General features: G+C 71.1%; 17 protein-coding genes. 6 read left to right on the top strand and 11 right to left on the bottom strand.

Features of this window, described 5'->3' with window-relative positions:
- Positions 1 to 3 precede the first annotated feature (3 nt).
- From AB0I67_RS05655 to AB0I67_RS05645, 3 genes are all read right to left on the bottom strand, one after another.
- A complete protein-coding gene (locus AB0I67_RS05655; protein WP_357918065.1) occupies positions 4 to 3,261 on the bottom strand; it encodes a nitrate- and nitrite sensing domain-containing protein in 3,258 nt (1,085 codons plus the stop codon).
- Positions 3,262 to 3,503: 242 nt separating this feature from the next.
- Positions 3,504 to 4,901, bottom strand: coding sequence for an aminobutyraldehyde dehydrogenase (locus AB0I67_RS05650; protein WP_357918063.1), 1,398 nt, complete (start codon positions 4,899 to 4,901; stop codon positions 3,504 to 3,506).
- A gap of 4 nt (positions 4,902 to 4,905) precedes the next feature.
- Positions 4,906 to 6,177 carry a glycosyltransferase gene (locus tag AB0I67_RS05645; protein ID WP_357918061.1) on the bottom strand — a complete coding sequence of 424 codons (1,272 nt, stop codon included), beginning with the start codon at positions 6,175 to 6,177 and terminating at the stop codon, positions 4,906 to 4,908.
- Between the two features lie 77 nt (positions 6,178 to 6,254).
- On the opposite strand from AB0I67_RS05645, the gene AB0I67_RS05640 reads away from it, so the two are divergent.
- Positions 6,255 to 6,860 carry a TetR family transcriptional regulator gene (locus tag AB0I67_RS05640; protein WP_357918058.1) on the top strand — a complete coding sequence of 202 codons (606 nt, stop codon included), beginning with the start codon at positions 6,255 to 6,257 and terminating at the stop codon, positions 6,858 to 6,860.
- On the opposite strand, the gene AB0I67_RS05635 is transcribed toward AB0I67_RS05640, so the two are convergent.
- The 4 genes from AB0I67_RS05635 to AB0I67_RS05620 are packed head-to-tail and all read right to left on the bottom strand — an operon-like array spanning position 6,850 to position 10,492.
- Complete coding sequence (locus AB0I67_RS05635; protein WP_357918055.1) at positions 6,850 to 7,800, bottom strand: ABC transporter ATP-binding protein; 951 nt, start codon at positions 7,798 to 7,800, stop codon at positions 6,850 to 6,852. The two genes, AB0I67_RS05640 and AB0I67_RS05635, sit on opposite strands and share 11 nt — an antisense overlap.
- The gene (locus AB0I67_RS05630; protein ID WP_357918053.1) at positions 7,787 to 8,560 is read right to left on the bottom strand and encodes an ABC transporter permease; all 774 of its coding nucleotides are present in this window, start codon (positions 8,558 to 8,560) and stop codon (positions 7,787 to 7,789) included. Before AB0I67_RS05630 ends, AB0I67_RS05635 begins: the two co-directional genes overlap by 14 nt.
- On the bottom strand, positions 8,553 to 9,377 hold the full coding sequence (locus AB0I67_RS05625) for an ABC transporter permease (RefSeq protein ID WP_357918050.1): 825 nt from the start codon (positions 9,375 to 9,377) through the stop codon (positions 8,553 to 8,555). The genes AB0I67_RS05630 and AB0I67_RS05625 overlap by 8 nt, the downstream gene beginning before the upstream one ends.
- Positions 9,374 to 10,492, bottom strand: a complete 1,119-nt coding sequence (locus tag AB0I67_RS05620) for a spermidine/putrescine ABC transporter substrate-binding protein (protein WP_357918047.1) — start codon at positions 10,490 to 10,492, stop codon at positions 9,374 to 9,376. Before AB0I67_RS05620 ends, AB0I67_RS05625 begins: the two co-directional genes overlap by 4 nt.
- A 244-nt stretch (positions 10,493 to 10,736) precedes the next feature.
- Between AB0I67_RS05620 and AB0I67_RS05615 the strand changes: the two genes are divergently transcribed.
- Both AB0I67_RS05615 and AB0I67_RS05610 read left to right on the top strand, forming a co-directional pair.
- Positions 10,737 to 11,759 carry a hypothetical protein gene (locus tag AB0I67_RS05615; protein ID WP_357918045.1) on the top strand — a complete coding sequence of 341 codons (1,023 nt, stop codon included), beginning with the start codon at positions 10,737 to 10,739 and terminating at the stop codon, positions 11,757 to 11,759.
- Entirely contained in the window at positions 11,756 to 12,682 is a 927-nt protein-coding gene (locus AB0I67_RS05610) for an SIS domain-containing protein (protein WP_357918043.1), read from the top strand. Before AB0I67_RS05615 ends, AB0I67_RS05610 begins: the two co-directional genes overlap by 4 nt.
- Here AB0I67_RS05610 and AB0I67_RS05605 read toward each other — a convergent pair.
- The 4 genes from AB0I67_RS05605 to AB0I67_RS05590 are packed head-to-tail and all read right to left on the bottom strand — an operon-like array spanning position 12,676 to position 16,639.
- Positions 12,676 to 13,227: an ATP/GTP-binding protein gene (locus AB0I67_RS05605; protein WP_357918040.1), complete on the bottom strand. Its 552-nt coding sequence runs from the start codon at positions 13,225 to 13,227 to the stop codon at positions 12,676 to 12,678. The two genes, AB0I67_RS05610 and AB0I67_RS05605, sit on opposite strands and share 7 nt — an antisense overlap.
- Positions 13,228 to 13,231: 4 nt before the next feature.
- A complete protein-coding gene (locus AB0I67_RS05600; RefSeq protein ID WP_357918037.1) occupies positions 13,232 to 13,591 on the bottom strand; it encodes a DUF742 domain-containing protein in 360 nt (119 codons plus the stop codon).
- Between the two features lie 13 nt (positions 13,592 to 13,604).
- The gene (locus tag AB0I67_RS05595) at positions 13,605 to 14,027 is read right to left on the bottom strand and encodes a roadblock/LC7 domain-containing protein (protein WP_357918034.1); all 423 of its coding nucleotides are present in this window, start codon (positions 14,025 to 14,027) and stop codon (positions 13,605 to 13,607) included.
- Complete coding sequence (locus AB0I67_RS05590; RefSeq protein WP_357918031.1) at positions 14,024 to 16,639, bottom strand: nitrate- and nitrite sensing domain-containing protein; 2,616 nt, start codon at positions 16,637 to 16,639, stop codon at positions 14,024 to 14,026. The genes AB0I67_RS05595 and AB0I67_RS05590 overlap by 4 nt, the downstream gene beginning before the upstream one ends.
- Positions 16,640 to 16,931: 292 nt before the next feature.
- On the opposite strand from AB0I67_RS05590, the gene AB0I67_RS05585 reads away from it, so the two are divergent.
- Genes AB0I67_RS05585 through AB0I67_RS05575 form a run of 3 tightly spaced genes read left to right on the top strand, consistent with a single transcriptional unit; the run spans position 16,932 to position 20,832 of the window.
- Positions 16,932 to 17,963, top strand: a complete 1,032-nt coding sequence (locus AB0I67_RS05585; RefSeq protein ID WP_357918028.1) for a glycine betaine/L-proline ABC transporter ATP-binding protein — start codon at positions 16,932 to 16,934, stop codon at positions 17,961 to 17,963.
- A complete protein-coding gene (locus AB0I67_RS05580; RefSeq protein WP_357918025.1) occupies positions 17,960 to 19,855 on the top strand; it encodes an ABC transporter permease subunit in 1,896 nt (631 codons plus the stop codon). The genes AB0I67_RS05585 and AB0I67_RS05580 overlap by 4 nt, the downstream gene beginning before the upstream one ends.
- On the top strand, positions 19,852 to 20,832 hold the full coding sequence (locus tag AB0I67_RS05575) for an ABC transporter substrate-binding protein (RefSeq protein ID WP_357918022.1): 981 nt from the start codon (positions 19,852 to 19,854) through the stop codon (positions 20,830 to 20,832). The genes AB0I67_RS05580 and AB0I67_RS05575 overlap by 4 nt, the downstream gene beginning before the upstream one ends.
- The last annotated feature ends 11 nt before the right edge of the window (positions 20,833 to 20,843 follow it).

Below are 20,843 nucleotides of genomic sequence, written 5' to 3'. Positions count from 1 at the left end.
TGCTCATTCCTCTCCGATTTCTTCACGGCCCTGCCGTACGCCTTGCTGGAAGCTCGACAGCCGGCTGCGGAGCCGGTCCGGGGAGACCGGTTCCGCCGGCTCGCCGAACAACGACCCCGAGCTCTGCACCGAGCCCGACACCAGGTTCGCCTTGGGCACCCGGCGCGGCAGGCCGGTGCTGGTGGTTCCGCCGGTGCTGGGCTCGGACGGGCCGCCGCGCAGCAGCGAGTTGCCCGAGGACGGCTGCCGCTGCGGCAGGCCGCCCTGACCGCCCTGGTCCTGGCCGAAGTGACCGCCTTGACCGCCCTGACCGCTCTGGCTCTGGCTCTGGCTCTGGCCGAAGTGGCCCTGGCCGCTCTGGCCCTGGCTCTGGTCGCCGTAGCCGAACGGGTCGGCGTCGCCGAAGCCGCCGCCCGCGGGCTGGCGGCGGGGCAGGCCGCCACCCTGGCCCGCGTCGCCGAACATGGAGCCACCGGCCGCCGAGCCGCCGCCGGCGAAGGCGCCGGAGGCGGGCTCGCCGTACGCGGACTCCCCGAAGGGCGAGCGCTGCGGCAGGGAGCTGTCGACCGGCGGCTCGGTGGCGCCCGGACGGCGCTGCGGAAGACCGCCGTCACCGGCCGGGGCGCCGAAGTCACCGGCGGAGGCGCCGAGGGAACCGAAGTCGCCGGTGGAGCCGAAGGAGTCGGCGCCGCGCTGCGGCAGTCCGGGACCGTCCTGCCGCTGCTCGGCGCGCTGCTCGGCCGGGCGGGTCAGGATCTCGGGCTTGGTGAACCAGTCGGAGGTGCTGACCGCCGAGAAGATCGGCAGGTGCGCCTCCTCGCCCCGGTCGTCCAGCACCGACTCCCGGATCACCGGGAGCGGGCCGGTGCCGTCGGCCTCAGCGAACGACTCAGCGAACGACTCCGCGTACGGCTCGCGCCCCGCCTGATCGGCATAGGGCTCGGCGTACGGCTCGCGCGCGGTCTCGGCGAACGACGGCCACGACGCGACGGGCTCGTCGGCCAGCCGGCTGGGCCGCTCGCGCTGGAAGTCGGGCTGCTCGTAGACCTCCTGCGGCTCCTCGGCCGCCGACGGCCAGGAGTCGCCGCCCCCGGGCGGGGGCAGGTGCGTCGGCCACGGCGTGTCCATGACGCCGAGCCCGGCGCTGCCGGAGCCGGCCGAGCGGTCGTCGCCGAAGGCGCCGCGGTCGCCGAACATGGGGCCGTCGAAGCCGGTCGCCGGGGCCTGCTGCTCGTAGCGCGCGCTGTCGAAGCCCGCGGGGGGCTGCTCGCCGTACGGCACGAGGGCCTGGGGCTGGCCGTACGGGTTGGGCCCGGCGGGCGTGGCGCCCCCGGTGGAACCCTGGCCGGCGCCGGCGTAGGCCGGGATCTGCTGGGTCGGCGCGGAGGCCGGGACGATGAGGACGGCGGGCAGCAGCACCATGGCGGTGAGGCCGGGGCCGCCCTCGCGCGGGCGGAGCTGGACCTGGATGCCGTGGCGCAGGGCCAGCCGGCCGACCACGAACAGGCCCATGCGGCGCGCGACCGCGACGTCCACGATCGGCGGGTTGGTCAGCCGCCAGTTGGCCTCGCCCATCTCCTCGGCCGACATGCCGATGCCGAGGTCGGTCACCGACAGCAGCACGCCGCCGCCGGCGACGGGGGCGCTGGTCACGACGACCTTGGTCTCGCGCGGCGAGAAGGAGATGGCGTTCTCGATCAGCTCGGCGAGCAGGTGGACGGTGTCGGTGACGGCCGGGCCGACGATCTCCAGGTCCGAGGGGATCTGGATGGCGACGCGCTCGTAGTTCTCGACCTCCGACAGCGAGGCGCGGGCCACGTCCACGAGCGGGACGGGCTCGCTCCACTTGCGGGCGGTCTCCTGGCCGGCGAGGACCAGGAGGTTCTCGGAGTTGCGCCGCATGCGGGTGGCCATGTGGTCGAGGCGGAACAGGCTGGACAGCCGGCTCTCGTCCTCCTCGCCGTGCTCCAGCTCCTCGATGAGGTCGAGCTGGCGCTCGACGAGGGTCTGGCTGCGGCGGGCCAGGTTGACGAACATCGAGTTGACGTTCGCACGCAGCTTGGCCTCGTCACCGGCCAGCCGGATCGCCTCGCGGTGGACCTCGTCGAAGGCCCGGGCGACTTCACCGATCTCGTCGCGGGTGGTGACACCGACCGAGGCGACCTGGGGCAGCGTGCTCTCCCCCGACTCGCGCAGAGCGCGGACGGTTTCGGGCAGGCGGAATCCGGCGATCTCCAGCGCCTCGGCTCGCAGCCGGCGCAGCGGGCGGACGAGCGAGCCGGCCACCCAGGTGGTGATCACGAGGACCAGGATGAGCAGGACGAGGATGACCGCGCCGGAGATGATCGCGTTGCGCTGCTCGGCGTCCTGGAGCTCCTGGCTGCGGCTGACCAGCTTGGCGGCCAGCGCGTCCTCGACCTTGCGGGTCAGGTCGACGGTGACGCCGGTGGAGGCGTACCAGACGTTCAGGTCGCGCCGGGTGCTGATGTCCAGGTCGCGGATGGTGCGGTACTCGCGGAGCTGGGCCAGGGCGCGCTGGCGCATGGCGTCGGCGCGGTCGACCGTCTGCCCGCGCACGGTCTTGCGGTAGAGCAGGGCCTCGGCGGGCGCGGCCTCGGCGGTGAACCGGTCGAGCTCGGCCTGCTGGCGGTCCCAGGAGCCGAGGAAGTCCGACAGGTCGTCGTAGTCGAGGCGGTTCTCGGCCAGCGCGACGGTGAGGATGACCTGCTGGCGCGCGACCTCCTCCTTGGCGCGGTGCAGCGCGGCGAAGGCGCTGCCGTCCGCGACGAGGCGGTCGTCGCCCACGGTCACCATCTCGCCCTGCAGGGCGCGCAGGACCTCGATCAGGCTGGTGTAGGTCCGGATGGCCGCGCGGGGCGGCGCGCTCTCGCCCACGATGGAGTCACGGAGCGCGGGCAGGCCGTTCAGCCAGCGGCGCATCTCCTCCACCGCGTGCCGCACACGCGGCTGGTGGCCGCCGTCGATCACCTCGGTGGCCTTGAGCACCTGGCCGCGGAGCGTGTCGACCTTGACGCGCTGTTCCTTCAGCCGGGTCAGGTGGCCGGTGGGCCGCTTGTCGGCGACGAACCACGCGGTGAGCGTGCGTTCCTTGCCGAGCTCGTGGGAGAGCCCGCCCAGCCGTCGCACCAGCTCGGCGACCTGCGTCAGGCGCCGGTACTCCGAGCTGGTCGAGATGGCGTCGGTGAGCTGGATGGCGGCGAGGAGCACGCCGACGACGGTGGGAATGAGGATCAGCGCCACGAGCCTGGACCGTACGCGCAGGTTCCCGAGCTGGAACCGTCCGCCGGTCTGCTCCCCCGACGTGGCGTGCCTGGGGATTTCCTTCCTCACTGTGTTTCGCAACCTCTCGCCGTCCGACGTGCTCTGGAAAATCCGAGACGCGTTGGGCGCATAAGAAATCTTGGATGGGGGTAATTGGAACACAACCCCTACCAGATCGGCGAACCGACCATTTCTTGACAAATGCGCCCAAACCGCGCGTTTTAGGCTGGCCGGAAGGAGTCCCGCTCCGCCGGTGCCGCATGCTTGATCATCAGGTGCCTGGTCACCGAGTACTCCTGGACCGCTTCCTGGCTCATGTCCTTGCCGAAGCCGCTGCCCTTGACGCCGCCGTGCGGGGCCTCGCTGGCGATGGGCAGGTGGTCGTTGATCCAGGTCACGCCCACGTCGAGGCGGTGCGAGACGCGCATGGCCCGGGCCACGTCGCGCGACCACACCGAGGAGGCCAGGCCGTACCGCGTGTCGTTGGCCAGCCGGATCGCCTCCTCCTCGCCGTCGAAGGGCAGGACGGCCAGCACCGGGCCGAAGATCTCGCCCTGGACGATCTCGCTACCCTGCTCCACGCCCGTGACCAGGGTCGGAGGGTAGTAGAACCCGGGCCCGTCGAGGGGCCGGCCGCCGTGGGCCACGGTGCCGCCCGAACGCGTCACGAAACCGTGCACGCGCTCGCGGTGCTGGGCGGAAATCAGCGGTCCGATGTCCGTGGACGGGTCCCACGGATCGCCGACAGTGATTTTGGCAACAGTCGCCTCGATGGCCGCGACGGCGTCGCCGTACACGCGGCGGTCGACGTACACCCGCGTGGCGGCGGTGCAGTCCTGGCCGGTGTTGTAGGTGGCGCCCATGGCCACGCCGCGGGCCATCTCGGCCAGGTCGGCGTCCTCGAAGACGAGCGCCGGGGCCTTGCCGCCCAGCTCCAGGTGGACCCGCTTGAGCGTCTGGGCCGCGCCGCTCATCACCGCGCGGCCGGTCTCGGTCGAGCCGGTGACGCTGACCATGTCCACGCCGGGGTCGGTGACCAGGGCCTGGCCGACCTCCGCGCCGCCCAGGACGACCTGGAGCAGGTGCTCGGGCGCGCCGGCGCGGGCGACCAGCTCGGCCAGGCGCAGGGTGCTGCGCGGCGTCATGGGAGCGGGCTTGATCACCACGGCGTTGCCCGCGGCGAGCGCGGGCGCGACCTTCCAGACCGCCATGATGAAGGGGAAGTTCCACGGGCTGATCGACCCGACGACCCCGACCGGCCTGCGCAGCATGACCGAGGTGTAGCCCTGGGAGAAGACCCCCGCGCCCGAGCCGTCCAGCGAGCGGGCCGCGCCGGCGAAGAAGCGGAGGTTGTCCACCGCGAAGGGCAGCTCGCCGTCACGGAAGACGGCGGCCGGCTTGCCGGTCTCCTCGACCTCCAGGCGGGTCAGCTCCTCGGCGTCGGCCTCCACGAGGTCGGCCAGGCGCAGCAGGACGCGGGAGCGCTCACCCGGGGTGAGCTCGGACCAGGTGGCGAAGGCCGTCCTGGCCCGCTGGACGGCCTTGGCCACCGCCTCCACCGAGGTGTCGGGCACCTCGTCGAAGGGCTGGCCGGTCGCCGGGTTGATCAGTTGACGCATGTTCCTATCCGAGCTGTTCGATGAGGTCGGCGGCCTTGCGCAGGCCGTCACGGCGGCGGATCTCCTCGCCGATCGCCGCCAGGCGGCCACGGAGCTCCGTGTCGCCGATCAGGCGCTCGACGGCTCCGGTGAGCTCGTCGTCGGCGAAGGCGTAGGTGGACAGCCGCACGCCGAAGCCCAACTCGTCCACGCGCTGGGCGTTGTCGTACTGGTCCCAGAAGAGCGGCAGCAGGATCATCGGCTTGCCGAAGTGCATCGCCTCGGTGGTGGTGTTGTTGCCACCGTGGGTGATGACCAGGTCGGCCAGCGGGATGATCTTCGTCTGCGGCACGAACTCGGCGCCCCACATGTTGGCGGCGAGCTTGATCTCGGCGTGCAGCGGGCCCATCGAGACGATGTACTGGTGCCGCGTGGTGCCGAGGATGTCGATCACCCGCTGCATCAGCTCCACGTCGGAGGAGCCGAGCGAGCCGAGCGAGAAGTAGACGAGCGCGGCGTCCTCGCGGCGCTCGAAGGGCAGCTCGAAGGCCTCGTCGGTCTCGCGCACCGAGGAGTCGAGCCGGTGCCAGGACTCGTCCAGCGGCCGGTCGGCGACGTAGTCGAGGGCCTCGGGGTAGACGTAGAGGTTGAGCGCGCCCTGGTGGATGAAGTCCAGGTCGGGCAGCGGCTCGGTGCCCTGCTCGACGCACCACTCGTTGAAGGCGGTCCAGATCTCGCGGTGGGTCCGCTCGTACTCGGCGCGGAAGCCGTCCCACTCGCCGCGATCGGCGGCCGGCAGGCCGGAGAAGACCGGGGCGACGTTCTCGCCGCGCATCTCCAGCGGGTTGCAGGAGACGATGCGGACGAACGGCTTGCCCGCGGTGAGCAGCGCCGGGAAGGTGATGACGTTGTCCTCGACGATGACGTCCGGCTGCACACGGGCGATGATCTCGCGAAGCTGCGGCTCGCAGTACTTGGCGCCGTCGATCAGCGAGTCCCAGATCGGCTTGGTGACCGTGGAGAGCTGCTCCAGCGTGCTCTTGCGGTACTCGGGCGCGGTGTCGCGGATGAAGTCCTTCCAGAACTGGCCCGGGTCCTGCTCCTCGGCGTCCTCGGCCGGGGGCGCGAGGTCGACCAGGTCCTCCTCGAAGCCGAGCGCCTCCAGCTTGCCCTTCCAGGAGGCCTCCGCGGCGAAGACCACGCGGTGGCCGCGCTGCCGCAGGATGTCGCCGATGCCGATGCAGTTGTTGGTCGGCCCGTAGGCACTTTCCGGCATGAACAGGATGGTGAGTGACATTTCTAGCTCCGGGGGGACATATGGGTCGAATGTCTATTACTAGCGAGCAAGGTCAACTTCAGGGCACTATTGCACCCGTGACTCAGCGCAAGAGCCGCACCGACCGGCGCATCGACCTGATCGAGGCCGCCCGCCGGGCCATCGTCCGCCACGGGCTCGACCGGGTGCAGCTCGCGCACGTCGCCGAGGAGGCCGGGCTCAGCTCCGGGGCCGTGCTCTACCACTACCCCGAGCTGTCCGAGCTGCTGATCGACGCCCAGCAGGCCGGCGTCGAACGCTTCTACGAGCAGCGGATGGAGCGGGTGGGCAGCATCGGCGACCCGGTCGAGAAGCTGGTCACCACCATCCGCGCCGGGCTGCCCACCGGGCCGGAGGACCCGGACGTGCGGCTGCTCAACGAGGCCGGCGGCGCCGCCGGGCGCAACCGCGTCTACGGCGTGCTCCTGACCGCCCTGTACGACCGCCAGGTGGCGATGTACCAGTCGATCCTGGACACCGGGGCGGCGCTGGGCGTCTTCCGGCTGGCCGCCGACTCGCTGTCCATCGCGCGCAACCTGGTGGCGCTGGAGGACGCCTACGGCTACCGGATCACCGCCCGGCACCCGGCGATCGACACCGACCGGGCGGCCGAGCTGATCATGACGTATGCCCGTACCGCGACGGGCTGCGAACTCACTCACTGATCGGCACCGCGTCGCCGGGGTCCCAGCCGAGGGCCACGGCCTCGCCCTGCCGTACCGTGCTGGCCCCCTGGACCGCCACGAGCACCGGCTTGGCGCGCCCGGCCACCGTCACCGAGATGTGCGAGGTGCCGCCGTAGAAGCTCACGTCGGCGACGCTGCCCTCCAGCTTCCCGCCGTCCAGCCTGATCTTCTCCGGCCGTACGGCCAGCAGCTCCGGCCCGTCCTCGAAGATGTTGTTGGCCCCGACGAAGTCGGCCACGAACCGGGTCTTGGGCCGCTCGTACAGGGCCACCGGCGCGTCCACCTGGCAGACGCTGCCCTTGGAGAAGACGGCGATGCGGTCGGCCAGCGACATGGCCTCCTCCTGGTCGTGCGTGACGACCACGAAGGTGATGCCGACCTCGTTCTGCAGCCGCTTCAGCTCCAGCTGCATGTCGGCCCTGACCTTCTTGTCCAGGGCGGACAGCGGCTCGTCCAGCAGCAGCAGCCGGGGCCGCTTGACGATGGCGCGGGCGAGGGCGACGCGCTGGCGCTGGCCGCCGGAGAGCTGCTGCGGCTTGCGCTCGCCCAGCTCGCCGAGGCCGACGGTCTCCAGCACCTCGCCGACGCGGCGGCGGATCTCCTGGCGGCCGAGCTTCTCCTGCTCCAGGCCGTAGGCGATGTTCTTGGCCACGCTCATGTGCGGGAACAGCGCGTACGACTGGAACATCAGGTTGATCGGCCGCCGGTTGGGCGCCAGCTTCAGCAGGTCCTCGCCGTCGAGGGTGACGGCGCCGGAGTCGGGCGTCTCGAACCCGGCCAGGATGCGCAGCAGCGTGGTCTTGCCGCAGCCGCTCGGTCCGAGCAGCGCGAAGAACTCACCCTGGCCGATCTCCAGCGAGACCTCGTCCAGCGCGGTGACCTCACCGAAGCGGCGGCTGACGCGGTCAATCGTGAGCACGGCTCTCCCCTAGTTTCGTCAGGCGCTGACCGGCGATCACCGCAGTGAAGCTGACCAGCAGGAGCGCCGTGGCCAGGGCGTTGACCTCGGGCTTCACCCCGACCTTGAGCATGGAGTAGATGACGATGGGCAACGTCTGCTGGGTGTTGCCCGCGGTGAAGAAGGCGATCGCGAACTCGTCGATCGACAACGTGAAGGCCAGCAGCGCCCCGGCCACGATGCCCGGCGCGAGCTGCGGCAGGGTGATGCGGACGAAGGTGCGGAACGCCCCCGCGCCCAGGTCGCGGGAGGCCTCCTCCAGGGAGGCGTCGGCGTGCGAGAGCCGGGTCCTGACCACCGCGGTGACGAAGGCCATCGCGAAGACGCTGTGCGCGATGATCACCGACCACAGGCCCAGGGTGAACTGGACCAGCGAGTAGACCATCAGCAGCCCGATGGCGATCACCAGGTCGGGCAGGACCGCCGGCATCAGCGCGACGGCGTCGAGCAGCTTGGAGCGGGTGTACCGCGCCAGGCCCACCGCCAGCAGCGTGCCGAGCACGGTCGACAGCACCGTCGTGCCGGCCGCCACGATCAGCGTGTTGACCAGGCCCTCGGTCAGCCGGTCGTTGGCGGCCAGCTCGCCGTACCAGCGCAGGCTGAAGCCCTCGAAGACGTACGGCGAGCGCCCGGCGTTGAACGACATCCACACGACCACGAGGATCGGCAGGTACAGGAAGACGTAGGTGATCCAGAGCGGGACCAGGCGGAGCTTACCCACGGCGCGCCACCTTGGCCTGGATCAGCAGCAGCACCAGCAGCACGGCGATCAGCGCCAGGGCCAGGGTGGAGCCGAAGGGGTAGTCGCGCTCCTTGAGGAAGGCGGTCTGCACCAGGTTGCCGACCATGAGCGACTTGCTGCCGCCGAGGATCTCCGGGACGGCGAAGTTGCCGAAGCTCGGCACGAAGACGAACATGCAGCCGGTCAGCACGCCGGGCAGCGTCAGCGGGAAGGTGACGCGCCGGAAGGTGGTGAAGGCGTTCGCGCCCAGGTTGCCGGAGGCCTCGCGAAGCTGCGGGTCGAGCCGCTCGATGGCGGTGTACAGCGGCAGCACCATCAGCGGCAGGTAGCAGTACAGCAGGCCGGTGACGATCGCTCCCTCGTGGTAGAGCAGCTCCAGCTCCGTGCCCAGCGCCGAGTTGATCAGGCCGGGCCCGCTCATCAGGATGATCAGCGCGTACATGCGGATGATGAAGCTGGTCAGGAAGGGCAGCACCACGGCCACCAGCGCGATCGTCCGCCACTTGTGCGGCAGCCGGGCGATGGCGTACGCGGTCGGGTAGCCGAGCAGCAGCGCCAGCAGCGTGGTGATCCCCGCGAGCTTGAGCGAGTCGACGACCACGCCCAGGTAGAGCGGGTCGAACAGGCGGGCGAAGTTCTCCGCCGTGTACTCGTAGACGATCCCGCCGAACCGCCCGCGCTTGAAGACGGTGAATCCGAAGATCAGCGCGAGCGGGATCAGGAGGAAGGCGAGCAGGTAGAGCAGCCCCGGCCCCAGAAAAGCCGAGGCCGCCCAGAACCGGGGCCTGCTTCTCATTGCTGCGCCGCGACCTCGGTCGACAGGCGGGTGTACTTGGTGGCGGCCTCGCCCAGGTCGATCAGCGACTCACCCATGAGCAGGTCGGCCGGGGTGATGCCGAGCAGCGAGCCCTCGGCGATCTTCACGCGGTCCATGGCGGCCTTGTTGGGCACCTTGTAGCCGATGTTCTCCGCGGCCCAGCTGTGGATCTCCGGGTCGAGGATGTAGTTGATCAGGGCGTGGGCGGCCTCCTTGTTCTTGGAGGACTTCATGATCACCATGGTGTCCACCCAGAGGTCGGAGCCCTCCTTCGGCACCACCCAGCCGATGTTCTTCTCGGTGGTCGGGCACCAGCCGTCCCACGCCTCGGCCATGACGGCCTCGCCGGACTTCAGCTTCTCGCCGAAGGTGGTGTCGTCGTAGCCGAGCAGGTTCGGCTTGGCCTTGAGCAGCAGCTCCTTGGCCTTGGCGATGTCCTCGTCCTTGTCGGTGTTGACCGACAGGCCGAGCGACTTCAGCGCGGGCAGGGCCAGCCAGCGCTCGGTGGTCATCATGGTGACCTTCTTGACCGCCTCGGCCGGCGGGTTGAGCAGGTCGTTCCAGCTCGACGGCGTGGTCTTGAGCAGGTCCTTGCGGTAGCAGATGCCCGTGGTGCCCCAGGTGTAGGGCACGGAGTACTTGTTGCCCTTGTCGTAGGAGAGCTGGGTGGCCTCGGGGTAGAGGTTGGCCAGGTTCGGGATCAGCTCGGCGTGGATCGGCTCCAGCAGGCCCTGCGCGTTGAGCGCCTCGGCGTACTGGCCGGAGACGAAGGCCACGTCGATGCCGCTGTCACCGGGGACGGTGAGCTTGGCCATGGCCTTCTCGTTGGTCTCGTGCAGGCCGATGTCGATCTTGGAGATCTTCAGCTTCTCGGTGGCTCGCTGGGCGAGTTCCTTGGGGGTGTAGCCGTCCCAGACCGTCACGTTGATCGTCTGCTTGGACAGGTCCGCCTGGGGGTTGAGCTGCGCCGCCGTCGCCTGGGGGGCAGCGTCGGTGGTGGTCGACGACTCACCACCACAGGCCGCCACTGCCAGGGCGAGCCCGGTGACCGCCAGCGCGGCCGGGAGACGACGGGTGAATCGGGTACGGAACACGACCGATACTCCTTGATGCAAGCCGATACGCATAGGTCCTGACATGGCAGACCAAGGTAGGACTTTTGCAGAAGTTTTAAACTTGAGCAACACTAACGATCGATGCCCAGCCTGGAAGTTTGGTCTGTTCTTGAACTTCGCTTCAGTTTGGCGGCGGTTGCTGGCGGTAAGTGAGAATCCGATTACCACAAGAGATCGAGGCCTCACCACCGCGCTACTCGCCGCGCTCGCCTCCGGCGATCCCGTGCCCGCGCCCGTCGCCGTCCGCCGCTACCGACCCCTGCCTGCGCTTTCGTACGGCGAGGCCGCCGAGCGGGCGATCGAGGTCGACCAGACCAATTTCTCAGTCGTGGCGGGAGAGCGGGTCGTCGTCAAGTGGATCATCCCGCCGGCCCCGCTGCCGCACCCCGCACCGGAGGTTCTGGGGCACCTTGTTGAGGCGGGCTTCAACGAGACGGCTCCGCCGTACGCCGCCGTCACGGTGGGTGATCACCTCGTCGCGCTGGTGACCGGCTTCCTGCCGGGGGCTCGGGACGGGTGGGAGTGGTGCGTCGACTTCGCCGAGTCCGGCGAGACCGCCTTCGCGCCCGTGCTCGGCCACCTGGCCGCCGGCCTGCACCTGGCCCTGGCGACCCTGCCCGTGGAGCCCGCCCCCGAGACCCCGCCCGGCGCCCGCCCGCGCCCGCCGGACGACGCGCGGCGGGCCGCGGAGGCGCTGCGCGAGGCGCTGGAGCTGACCGACGGCGACGACGGCGACTGGCTGGCCGGCCGCGCCGAGACGATGCGCCGCGAGCTGGCCGGACTGGAGCATGCGGTCGAGGATCGGCGGATCCGTATCCACGGCGACTTCCACGTCGGCCAGATCCTGCAGTGGGACGGCGGCTACGCGGTGATCGACTTCGACGGCAACCCGACCGTCAGCGAGCCCGGCGCCGCCCGCCAGCCCGCCGCCCGCGACGTCGCCCAGCTCACCACCAGCCTGGAGCACGTCGCCCAGGTCGCGGTGCTGCGCCGGGGCACCCCGCCCGAGGCCGCCGCCACCTGGGCGCGCGAGGCCAGGGAGAAGTTCCTGGCCGCCTACCGCGAGCGGGCCGGCGACCTGCTCGACGAGCGGCTGATCAGACCGTTCGAGGTGGAGCAGGAGTGCCGGGAGCTGATCTACGCCGCCCGGCACCTGCCCCGCTGGCGCTACGCCCCGATGGGCGTGCTGCGCACGTGGTACCCCGACGACCCCGACGACCCCGCCCCTGTGGAGGAGACCCCGTGAAGCCCGACCTGTTCCTCGCCGACCTGGAAGCCAAGCCGGCCGCCCTGGCCGAGCTGGCCGCCACGCTGTCCGGTGAGAACCCCTTCGCGGCGCTGGGCGGCTTCTCCCGCGTGCTGTTCCTCGGCATGGGCAGCTCGCGTTACGCCGCCGGGGTCGCCGCCCGCCGACTGCGGGCGCGTGGCGTGGACGCCTACGCCGAGTACGCCTCGGCCGAGGCGTCCTACCCGCAGAGCCCCGACCTGCTCGTGGTGCCGATCTCGGCCACCGGCGGCTCGCGCGAGACCCTCGACGCGGTCGCCCGGTACGGCGACAGCCACCGCGCGGTCCTCACCAACAACCCCGGCTCCGAGCTGGCCAAGCACGCCGATCTGCTGGTGCCGATGCTGGCCGGCGAGGAGCGCGGCGGGGTCGCCTGCCGTACCTTCCAGCACACGCTGATCCTGCTGCTCGCCCTGGAGGAGCGGCTCACCGGCGCCGACCTGAGGCTGCCCGAGCTGGTCCGCAGGGCCGCCGAGGCGAGCGCCGACCTGCTCGACCGGCGGGCGGAGTGGCTGCCCAAGGCGCTCGAACTGCTCGACGGGCCGCACGGGGTCTACACGATCGCCCCGGCCGAACGGCTGTCGAGCGCGCAGCAGTCGGCCCTGATGGTCCGCGAAGGGCCGCGCCGGCCCGCCGACGCGTGCGAGACCGGCGACTGGGCGCACGTGGACGTCTACCTGACCAAGACGCTCGACTACCGCGCGATCCTCTTCCCCGGTTCGGCCTACGACGAGCAGGCCATGGAGTGGGTACGGCAGCGCGGCTCCACGGTGCTGACGGTCGGCCGCGACATCCGGTACCGGCACGACGACGACCCGCTGGTGGCCCTGCTGACCGAGACGCTCGTCGCCGAGCTGGTCGCGGCCACCTGGTGGAATCAGTAGGGCGCGGCGGAGCGGACGCGGATGGAGTGCTCGACCAGCATGATGAGCGTGCCCTTCACCGCGTCGCGGCGGCGCGCGTCGGTGCGCACGATCGGGATGGACGGCGCGAGGGCCAGGGCCTCCCTGACCTCGGGCTCGCCGTAGGCGAACTGGCCGTCCCAGCCGTTGATGCCGACGATGAACGGCAGCCGCGCTTCCTCGAAGTAGTCGATGGCCGGGAAGCTGTCGGCCAGGCGCCGGGTGTCGACCAGCACCACCGCGCCGATCGCCCCGCGCACCAGGTCGTCCCACATGAACCAGAACCGGTGCTGACCGGGCGTCCCGAACAGGTACAGGATCAGATCCCGGTCCAGCGAGACCCGCCCGAAGTCCATGGCCACCGTGGTCGTGGACTTCAGCGGCGTCATCGCCAGGTCGTCCACGCCGGCCGAGGCGTCGGTCAGCACGGCCTCGGTGGTCAGCGGCATGATCTCGGAGACCGCGCCGACGAAGGTGGTCTTGCCGACCCCGAACCCGCCGGCTACGACGATCTTGCTTGAGGTCATCGCCTCATAGCCTGCGTAGCCCACTGAGCACCCTTTCCAGGAGGTTCATTTCCGGCGTGCCCACCTGCGGCTGGTAGACCCGCACGAGCCCTTCGGCCTCCATGTCGGAGATCAGCACCCGGGCGACGCCCAGGGGGACGGCCAGCAGCGCCGAGACCTCGGCCACCGAGCGGACCTGGCGGCACAGCTCGCTGATCGCCCGGTACTCGCGCGAGTAGCTGGTGCCGAGCACCGCCGAGGTCGCCGAGGAGACCAGCGCCTCGATGGCCAGCCCGCCGCGGGGCGCGGTCCGGCCCCCGGTGACCGTGTACATGCGCACCAGCGAGCTGCGCTCCTGCTGCGCCCCGTCGTCCCACGATGTCACCGAAGATCTCCCATCACCATGGGCGCGAGGCCGAGAGCTCAGCCCGGACCGCCGGGGTGAGCACCTGGCCGGCCCGTTCGACCAGCACCGTCATCTGGTAGGCCACCAGGCCCATGTCACAGTCCGGGGCGGCCAGCACCGCCAGGCACGACCCGTCGCTGATCGACATGACCAGTAGCAGGCCGCGTTCCATCTCCACCAGCGTCTGGTTGACCACGCCGCCCTCGAAGACGCGGGCCGCGCCCTGCGTCAGGCTGATCAGCCCGGCGCCGATGGCGGCGAGCTGGTCGGCGCGGTCCTTGGGGAAGCCGCGCGAGAAGGCCATCGGCAGGCCGTCGGCGGAGACGACCACCGCGTGCGCCACCCCTGGCACTTCCTCCACGAAGCCCGTGACCAGCCAGTTCACGTCGCGGGCCGCCTGGCTCATGCCTCTCATCGGGGGTCCTCCTCGATCTCCGCGCGGCCCTTCCTGACCCCTTGCTGGAAGGTGGAGAGCCGGTCGCGCAGGTGGTCGGGTGAGACCGGCGGCAGCGGCGCCGGCGGCGGTGCGGGTGTGCCGGGCATCAGGTTCGCCTTGGGGGTACGGCGAGGCAGCCCGGCCTGCGTGGTCCCGGCGGGCAGGCTCGGCCCCGGCGGCCCGGCCGGACTCGCCGGGGGCGGCAGGGCGGGGAGCACGGTGGTGGCGTGCGGGTCGTCCCCCGGCTCGGCGGGCCGGACGAACCAGCTCCCGGGTTCCGGCACGGGGTACGGGTCGGGCTCGGGACCGAGGGGGTAGCCGGGGGCGAGCGGGAAGGCGGACTCGGTGCGCGGCTGGGGCTGGGGCGGCGGCTCCGCCTCGATGCGCTCCAGCGGCCCGGTGTCGGTGCCCACCCCGTCGGTCGGCGCGGGCGTGCGGGTGAACCAGCCGGTGGCCGCCTCGACCCGGTCGAGGGTCTCCACCGAGACGGCGTAGTCGGGCCGCCGCGTCTCGGGCAGGTACGGCTCGGCCAGGCGGAGGTCGGCGGAGGGGTAGTCGAAGGACGGGTGCCCGTTCGGGTAGATCTCGGCCGGCGGCGGCCCGTCGAACCCGGGCGCGGGCCGGGGCGGCGGCGCGGGCTCGGCGACCGCGGTGAGCATGCGGTCGGGCAGCAGGACCATGGCGGTCAGCCCGCCGACGTCCTGCGGCCGGAGCTGGACGCGGATGTCGTGCCGCAGCGCCAGCCGACCCACCACGAACAGGCCCATCCGGCGGGCGACCGAGACGTCCACCACCGGCGGGTTGGCCAGCCGCCAGTTGGCCTGGGCGAGCTCGTCGGCCGCCATGCCGATGCCGTGGTCGGTGACCGAGACCATCAGCCCGCCGCCGTCGATGCGGTTGCTGGAGACGTAGACCTTGGCGTCGTGCCGGGAGAAGGAGACGGCGTTCTCCACCAGCTCGGCCAGCAGGTGCACGACGTCGTTGACCGCCTGGCCGGCGACCGCGACGTCCGACTGGACCTGCACGCTGACCCGGTCGTAGCTCTCCACCTCGCCGACCGCCGCGCGCACCACGTCGAGCAGCTCGACCGGCTCGGTCCACTTGCGCGCGGTCTCCTGGCCGGCCAGGACCAGGAGGTTCTCGCTGTTGCGCCGCATGCGGGTGGCCAGGTGGTCGAGCTTGAACAGGTCGCCCAGCCGGGTGTCGTCGCGCTCGCCGCGCTCCAGGCGCTCGATCAGCGTGAGCTGCCGCTCGACCAGGGTCTGGGAGCGGCGCGAGAGGTTGACGAACATCGCGTTGACGTTGGCACGCAGCTTGGCCTCGTCGCCGGCCAGCCGTACCGCCTCGCGGTGCACCTCGTCGAAGGCGCGGGCCACCTCGCCGACCTCGTCCTTGGAGAAGACGCCGATCGGCGGCACCGCGGCGTCGGCCGCGTCCTGGCCCTCGCGCAGCCGCTGCACGACCTCGGGCAGCCGGCGCCCGGCCACCTCCAGGGCCTCCCTGCGCAGCCGGCGCAGCGGTTTGACCAGCGAGCGGGCCACCCCGGTGGTGATCAGCAGGACCGCGACCAGCAGGGCGAGCACGGCGGCGGCGACCACGAAGGCGCGCTGGCTCTCGGTGGCGCTCAGCTCCTCGCTGCGGGCGACGATCCGGGCGGCGTGGTCGGTCTCGATCTTGCGCATGGCCTCGACGACCCGGCCGGAGGCCTCGAACCACTCGCCGACGTCGTCGCGCTTGGTCAGGTCGAGGTCGGTCAGCGGGGCGCCGGCCGCCGCGCGGGTCAGCAGCAGCTCGCGCAGGAACAGCGCGCGGTCGGCGAGGCTGGAGTTGACCGACTCGTCGAAGGCGCGGCGTTCCTCGGCGGTGGCCTCGTCGGCGAAGGCGCGGCGCTCGTCCTGCTCGCGGGAGAGCTCGCCCAGCACCCGCTTGAGCTGTTCCTGCTCGAAGCGGCCGTCCACCATGACCACGGTGAACAGGGCCTGCTGGAGGGAGAGGCTCTCCTTGGCCAGGGCCAGGGCGTGCAGCACGCGGGTCTGCCGGAACAGGGCGTCGTCGTCGCTGCCCTTGCTCACCTCGTCGTGCAGCGTGAGCAGGTCGTTGACCACGGTGGTGTAGAGGTCGATCGCCGCGCCGGGCAGCAGGTCGCCCTCGACCGCCTGCTTGCGTACCTCGGCGAGGTCGGTGAGCCGGGAGAGCATCGCCTCGACCTCGTCGGCCGTGCGGCCGGTCAGGTCGCCGCCGAGCTGCGCGGCCAGGGCCCGCACGCGTCCCGCGGCGGAGTCCACCTCGGCGATCTGTTTGGTGACGGCCTCGCGCCCGGTGCGGCGGCCGGTGGCGATGTGCCAGGCGACGCGCGCCCGTTCCGCCTCCAGCTCGTGGGCCAGGCCGCCGACCTCGGCGGTCAGTCTGGCCAGCCGGTTGGTCCCGGCGTACTCCGTGGCCGCTCCGGTCGAGCTCAGCACCTGAACGGCGCCGAGCAGGACGGCCGCGGCCGTGGGCACCAGGATGAGGGCGACCAGGCGGGCGCGGACCCGCCAGTTGCGAAGGCGCCACCTGCTCTCGTCTGCGGCCTGAGACCGACTCTCACCCATCACATAAGTCCTGACATCGGCTGAAAAGCATTTACATACCGCACTACGAGGTTGTCGAGCCACACATTACGCGACAAAACACGAGCTTTGTGGCTGGAGAGCATAAAGGAAGAAAGCCCGGAATACGTTTACTGTCCCCTTTGGGCGTTTGTCGCGTTCCAGTAGGTAACAGTCAGGGTTCCAGGGGCTCACCACCTTGAGGAACTCTCGAATTTGGCCATAAGTTGTGCCCCTACATGCGCCGACCCTTCTGGAGGGAATTGTGGTGGTTGCTCCGGAAACTCCTGGGGGCATGTCAGCCGGCATCACGGTCTCGAACCTGTGGAAGATCTTCGGCCCCCGGGCGGAGCGCGTCATGACCAGCGACGACCGCCACCTCGACCCCGCCGCCCTGCGCGAGCGGACCGGCTGCACCGCGGCCGTCCGCGACGTCAGCTTCGAGGTACGGCCCGGCGAGGTCTTCGTCGTCATGGGCCTGTCCGGCAGCGGCAAGTCCACGCTCGTCCGCTGCCTGACCCGGCTGGTCGAGCCCACCTCCGGCGAGATCTCCATCGGCGGCGAGGACGTCGTGCGCGCCACCCCCGCCGGGCTGCGCGAGCTGCGCCGGCACAAGGTGAGCATGGTCTTCCAGCACTTCGGCCTGCTCCCGCACCGCCGCGTCATCGACAACGTCGCCTACGGCCTGGAGATCCAGGGCGCCGCCAAGGCCGCCCGGCACGCCCGCGCCCGGGAGATCCTCACCCTGGTCGGCCTGGACGGGCACGCCGACGCCTACCCCGACCAGCTCTCCGGCGGCATGCAGCAACGCGTCGGCCTGGCCCGCGCGCTGGCGGTCGAGCCGCAGGTGATGCTCTTCGACGAGCCGTTCAGCGCGCTCGACCCGCTGATCCGGCGCGACATGCAGGCCGAGGTCGTCCGGCTGCACCGCGAGGTCGGCAAGACGATGGTCTTCATCACCCACGACCTGGCCGAGGCGTTGAAGCTGGGCGAGCGGATCGCCATCATGCGCGACGGCGCCATCGTGCAGCTCGGCACGCCCGAGCAGCTCGTGGGGGCGCCGGCCGACGACTACGTGGCCGACTTCGTGCGCGACGTGCCGCGCAGCGACGTGCTGTCGCTGCGCTGGATCTGCCGCGAGCCGGACGAGCACGACTCCCTGGACGGGCCCGCGCTGGCCGCCTCCACGGTCATCCGGGAGGCCGTGCCGGTGGCGGCCGCCTCCGCGCTGCCGATCCGGGTGATGGACGGCGAGCGACTGGTGGGCGTGGTCGACCGGGTGGACATCCTGGCCTCGCTCGCCGTACCGGAGAAGGTCCCGGCGTGAGCGCGCCCGCGCTCACCGCGCCCGCCGCCCTCCCCCGCTGGGTGGCGCCCGCCGGGCTCACCCTGGTCGCGGTGGGGCTGTACCTGCTGTTCCGCGGCACGGGAACGCTCCCGCACGACGACGACGCGGCGCAGTTCACCGCGATCACCGAGCTGCGCGAGTGGGTGGACACCCACAAGAACGACAGCCCGCTCTTCCTCTACTTCGTGAACTACATCCGGCTCGTCGTCGGCTCGCTCTTCGTGGCCCTGCAGACCGGGCTGCACGCGCTGGGCTGGCCGGGGCTGATCGGCGCGGCCGGCGCGCTCGGCTGGCTGGCCGGCGGCTGGCGGATCGGGCTGCTGGCGGTGACCGGGTTCGCCGCGCTCGGCGTGCTCGGCGTCTGGGAGCTGAGCGTCGACACGCTCGCCCTGGTCGGCGCGGCGGTGCTGCTGTCGCTGGCGATCGGGCTGCCGCTGGGCGTCTGGGCGGGGCGCTCGCCGCGGCTGCGCCGGGCCATCGCGCCGGTGCTCGACTTCATGCAGATCATGCCGACCTTCGCCTACCTGGCGCCGATGGTGCTGTTCTTCCAGATCGGCGCCCCGGCCGGGGTCATGGCGACGCTGATCTACTCGATCCCGCCGGCGATCCGCATCACGGCGCTGGCCATCGAGCAGGTCTCGCCCTCGGCGGTGGAGGCCTCGGCCTCGCTGGGCGCGACCGGTTGGCAGACGTTGCGCAAGGTCTACCTGCCGCTGGCGCGCGGCACCATCGGGCTGGCGATCAACCAGACCATCATGATGGCGCTGTCGATGGTGGTCATCGCCAACCTGATCTCCGCGCCCGGCCTGGGCTCCGACGTCATCAAGGGCCTGTCCCGGGAGAACGTCGGCATCATGCTCCCCGCCGGGCTCGCCATCGTGATCATGGGCATCGTGCTCGACCGCGCCACCATGGCCGCCGCCCGCGAGCGGTTCAGGCCCGGCCGGCTGATCGGCGCCACGCTGCTGGTGGTCGCCGGTCTCGTGCTCAGCCGGACGCTGCCGGCCGAGTGGCCGTGGGTGCTGAAGACGGCCGCGCCGGTCAACGCCTTCGTGGACTGGATGGAGTCGAGCTGGTTCGCCGCCACCGACGCGATCAAGGACGCGGTCAGCTACGGCCTGCTCAACCCGCTGGAGGGGGTGCTGACCTCGGCCCCGTGGTGGCTGGTCGCCGCCCTGCTGGCCGGGCTCGCCTGGCGGGTCGGCGGGGTACGGCCGGCCGTCACCACGCTGGTCTGCGTGGCCGCGCTCATCGGCCTGGCGTTGTGGGAGCACAGCATGGTCACCCTGGCGATGGTCATCGTCGCCGTGGCCGTGACGCTCGTGGCCGGCGTGCTGCTCGGCATCGCGGCGGCCCGCTCGCCCCGCTACTCGGCGTTCCAGCGCCCGCTGCTGGACGCCGCCCAGACCCTGCCCGCCTTCGTCTACCTGCTCCCCGCGCTGGCGCTGTTCGGCGCCACCCGGTTCACCGCGATCTTCGCTTCGGTGATCTACGCGGTGCCGCCCGTGGTGCGGCTGGTGGAGGAGGGCATCCGCGGCGTGCCACCGACCGTGGTCGAAGCCGCGGCCTCCGCCGGATCCACACCAGGCCAGCTCCTGTGGAAGGTCCAGCTCCCCATGGCGCGCAAGGCCATCCTCCTCGCCGCCAACCAGGGCATCGTGATGACCCTCGCGATGGTCGTGCTCGGTGCGCTCGTCGGCGGCGGCGCGCTCGGCTACGACGTGGTCTCCGGCTTCTCCCAGCGCACGGACTTCGGCATGGGCTTCGCCGCCGGCCTGGCCATCGTGCTGCTCGGCATCATGCTCGACCGGATCACCCAGGGCGCCGACCGGCGCCCCCCTCTTCACAGCAAAAGGATGAGTCGGAAATGAAGATACGCCTGCTCGCAGGCATCCTGACCTTAGGAATGGCGCTCGCCGGCTGCGGCGGGGCCAAGGTCCAGGACACGCCGGGCGCCGCGGCCAGCCCGCAGCCGTCGGCCAGCGCCACGCCGGAGACCTCCGCCGGCGGCACCGTCAAGATCGCGATCAACCCCTGGGTCGGCTACGAGGCCAGCGCCAACGTGGTGGCCTACCTGCTGAAGAACGAGCTCGGCTACACCGTCGAGCTGCCCGAGATCAAGGAGCAGCTCGCCTGGGAGGGCTTCGAGACCGGCGACGTGGACGTCATCATCGAGAACTGGGGTCACCCCGACCTGAAGAAGAAGTTCATCGAGGAGAAGGGCGTCGCGGTCGAGGCCGGCTCGACCGGCAACAAGGGCGTCATCGGCTGGTACGTGCCCAAGTGGATGGCCGACAAGTACCCCGACATCACCGACTGGAAGAACCTCAACAAGTACGCCGAGCTCTTCAAGACCTCGGAGTCGGGCGACAAGGGCGCCCTGCTGTTCGGCGACCCCTCCTACGTGAGCAACGAGGAGGCGATCATCAAGAACCTCAAGCTGAACTACAAGGTCGTCACCGGCGGCTCCGAGGCGGCGCTGATCAAGGGCGCGCAGACCGCGCAGGAGCAGAAGAAGCCACTGCTGTTCTACTTCTGGGACCCGCACTGGCTGTTCAGCAAGACCGAGCTGGTCCGCGTCAACCTGCCTCCGTACACCGAGGGCTGCGACGCCGACCCGAAGAAGGTGGCCTGCGACTACGCCGAGCTCGACCTCGACAAGATCGTGAGCAAGAAGTTCGCCGACACCGGAGGCAAGGCCTACCAGCTCGTCAAGAACTTCAGCTGGACCAACGAGGACCAGAACCAGGTGTCCATGGACATCAACGACGGCATGGAGCCCGAGGAGGCCGCCAAGAAGTGGATCGAGGCCAACACCGCCAAGTGGCAGGCCTGGATCCCGAGCTGACCCCGGCGCTC

Origin of the sequence: Nonomuraea sp. NPDC050310 (genome assembly GCF_040655795.1) — a bacterium.
Lineage (GTDB): Bacteria > Actinomycetota > Actinomycetes > Streptosporangiales > Streptosporangiaceae > Nonomuraea.
Note: the sequence above shows the minus strand (reverse complement) of the source record. Positions and strands in the feature narration are given on the sequence as shown.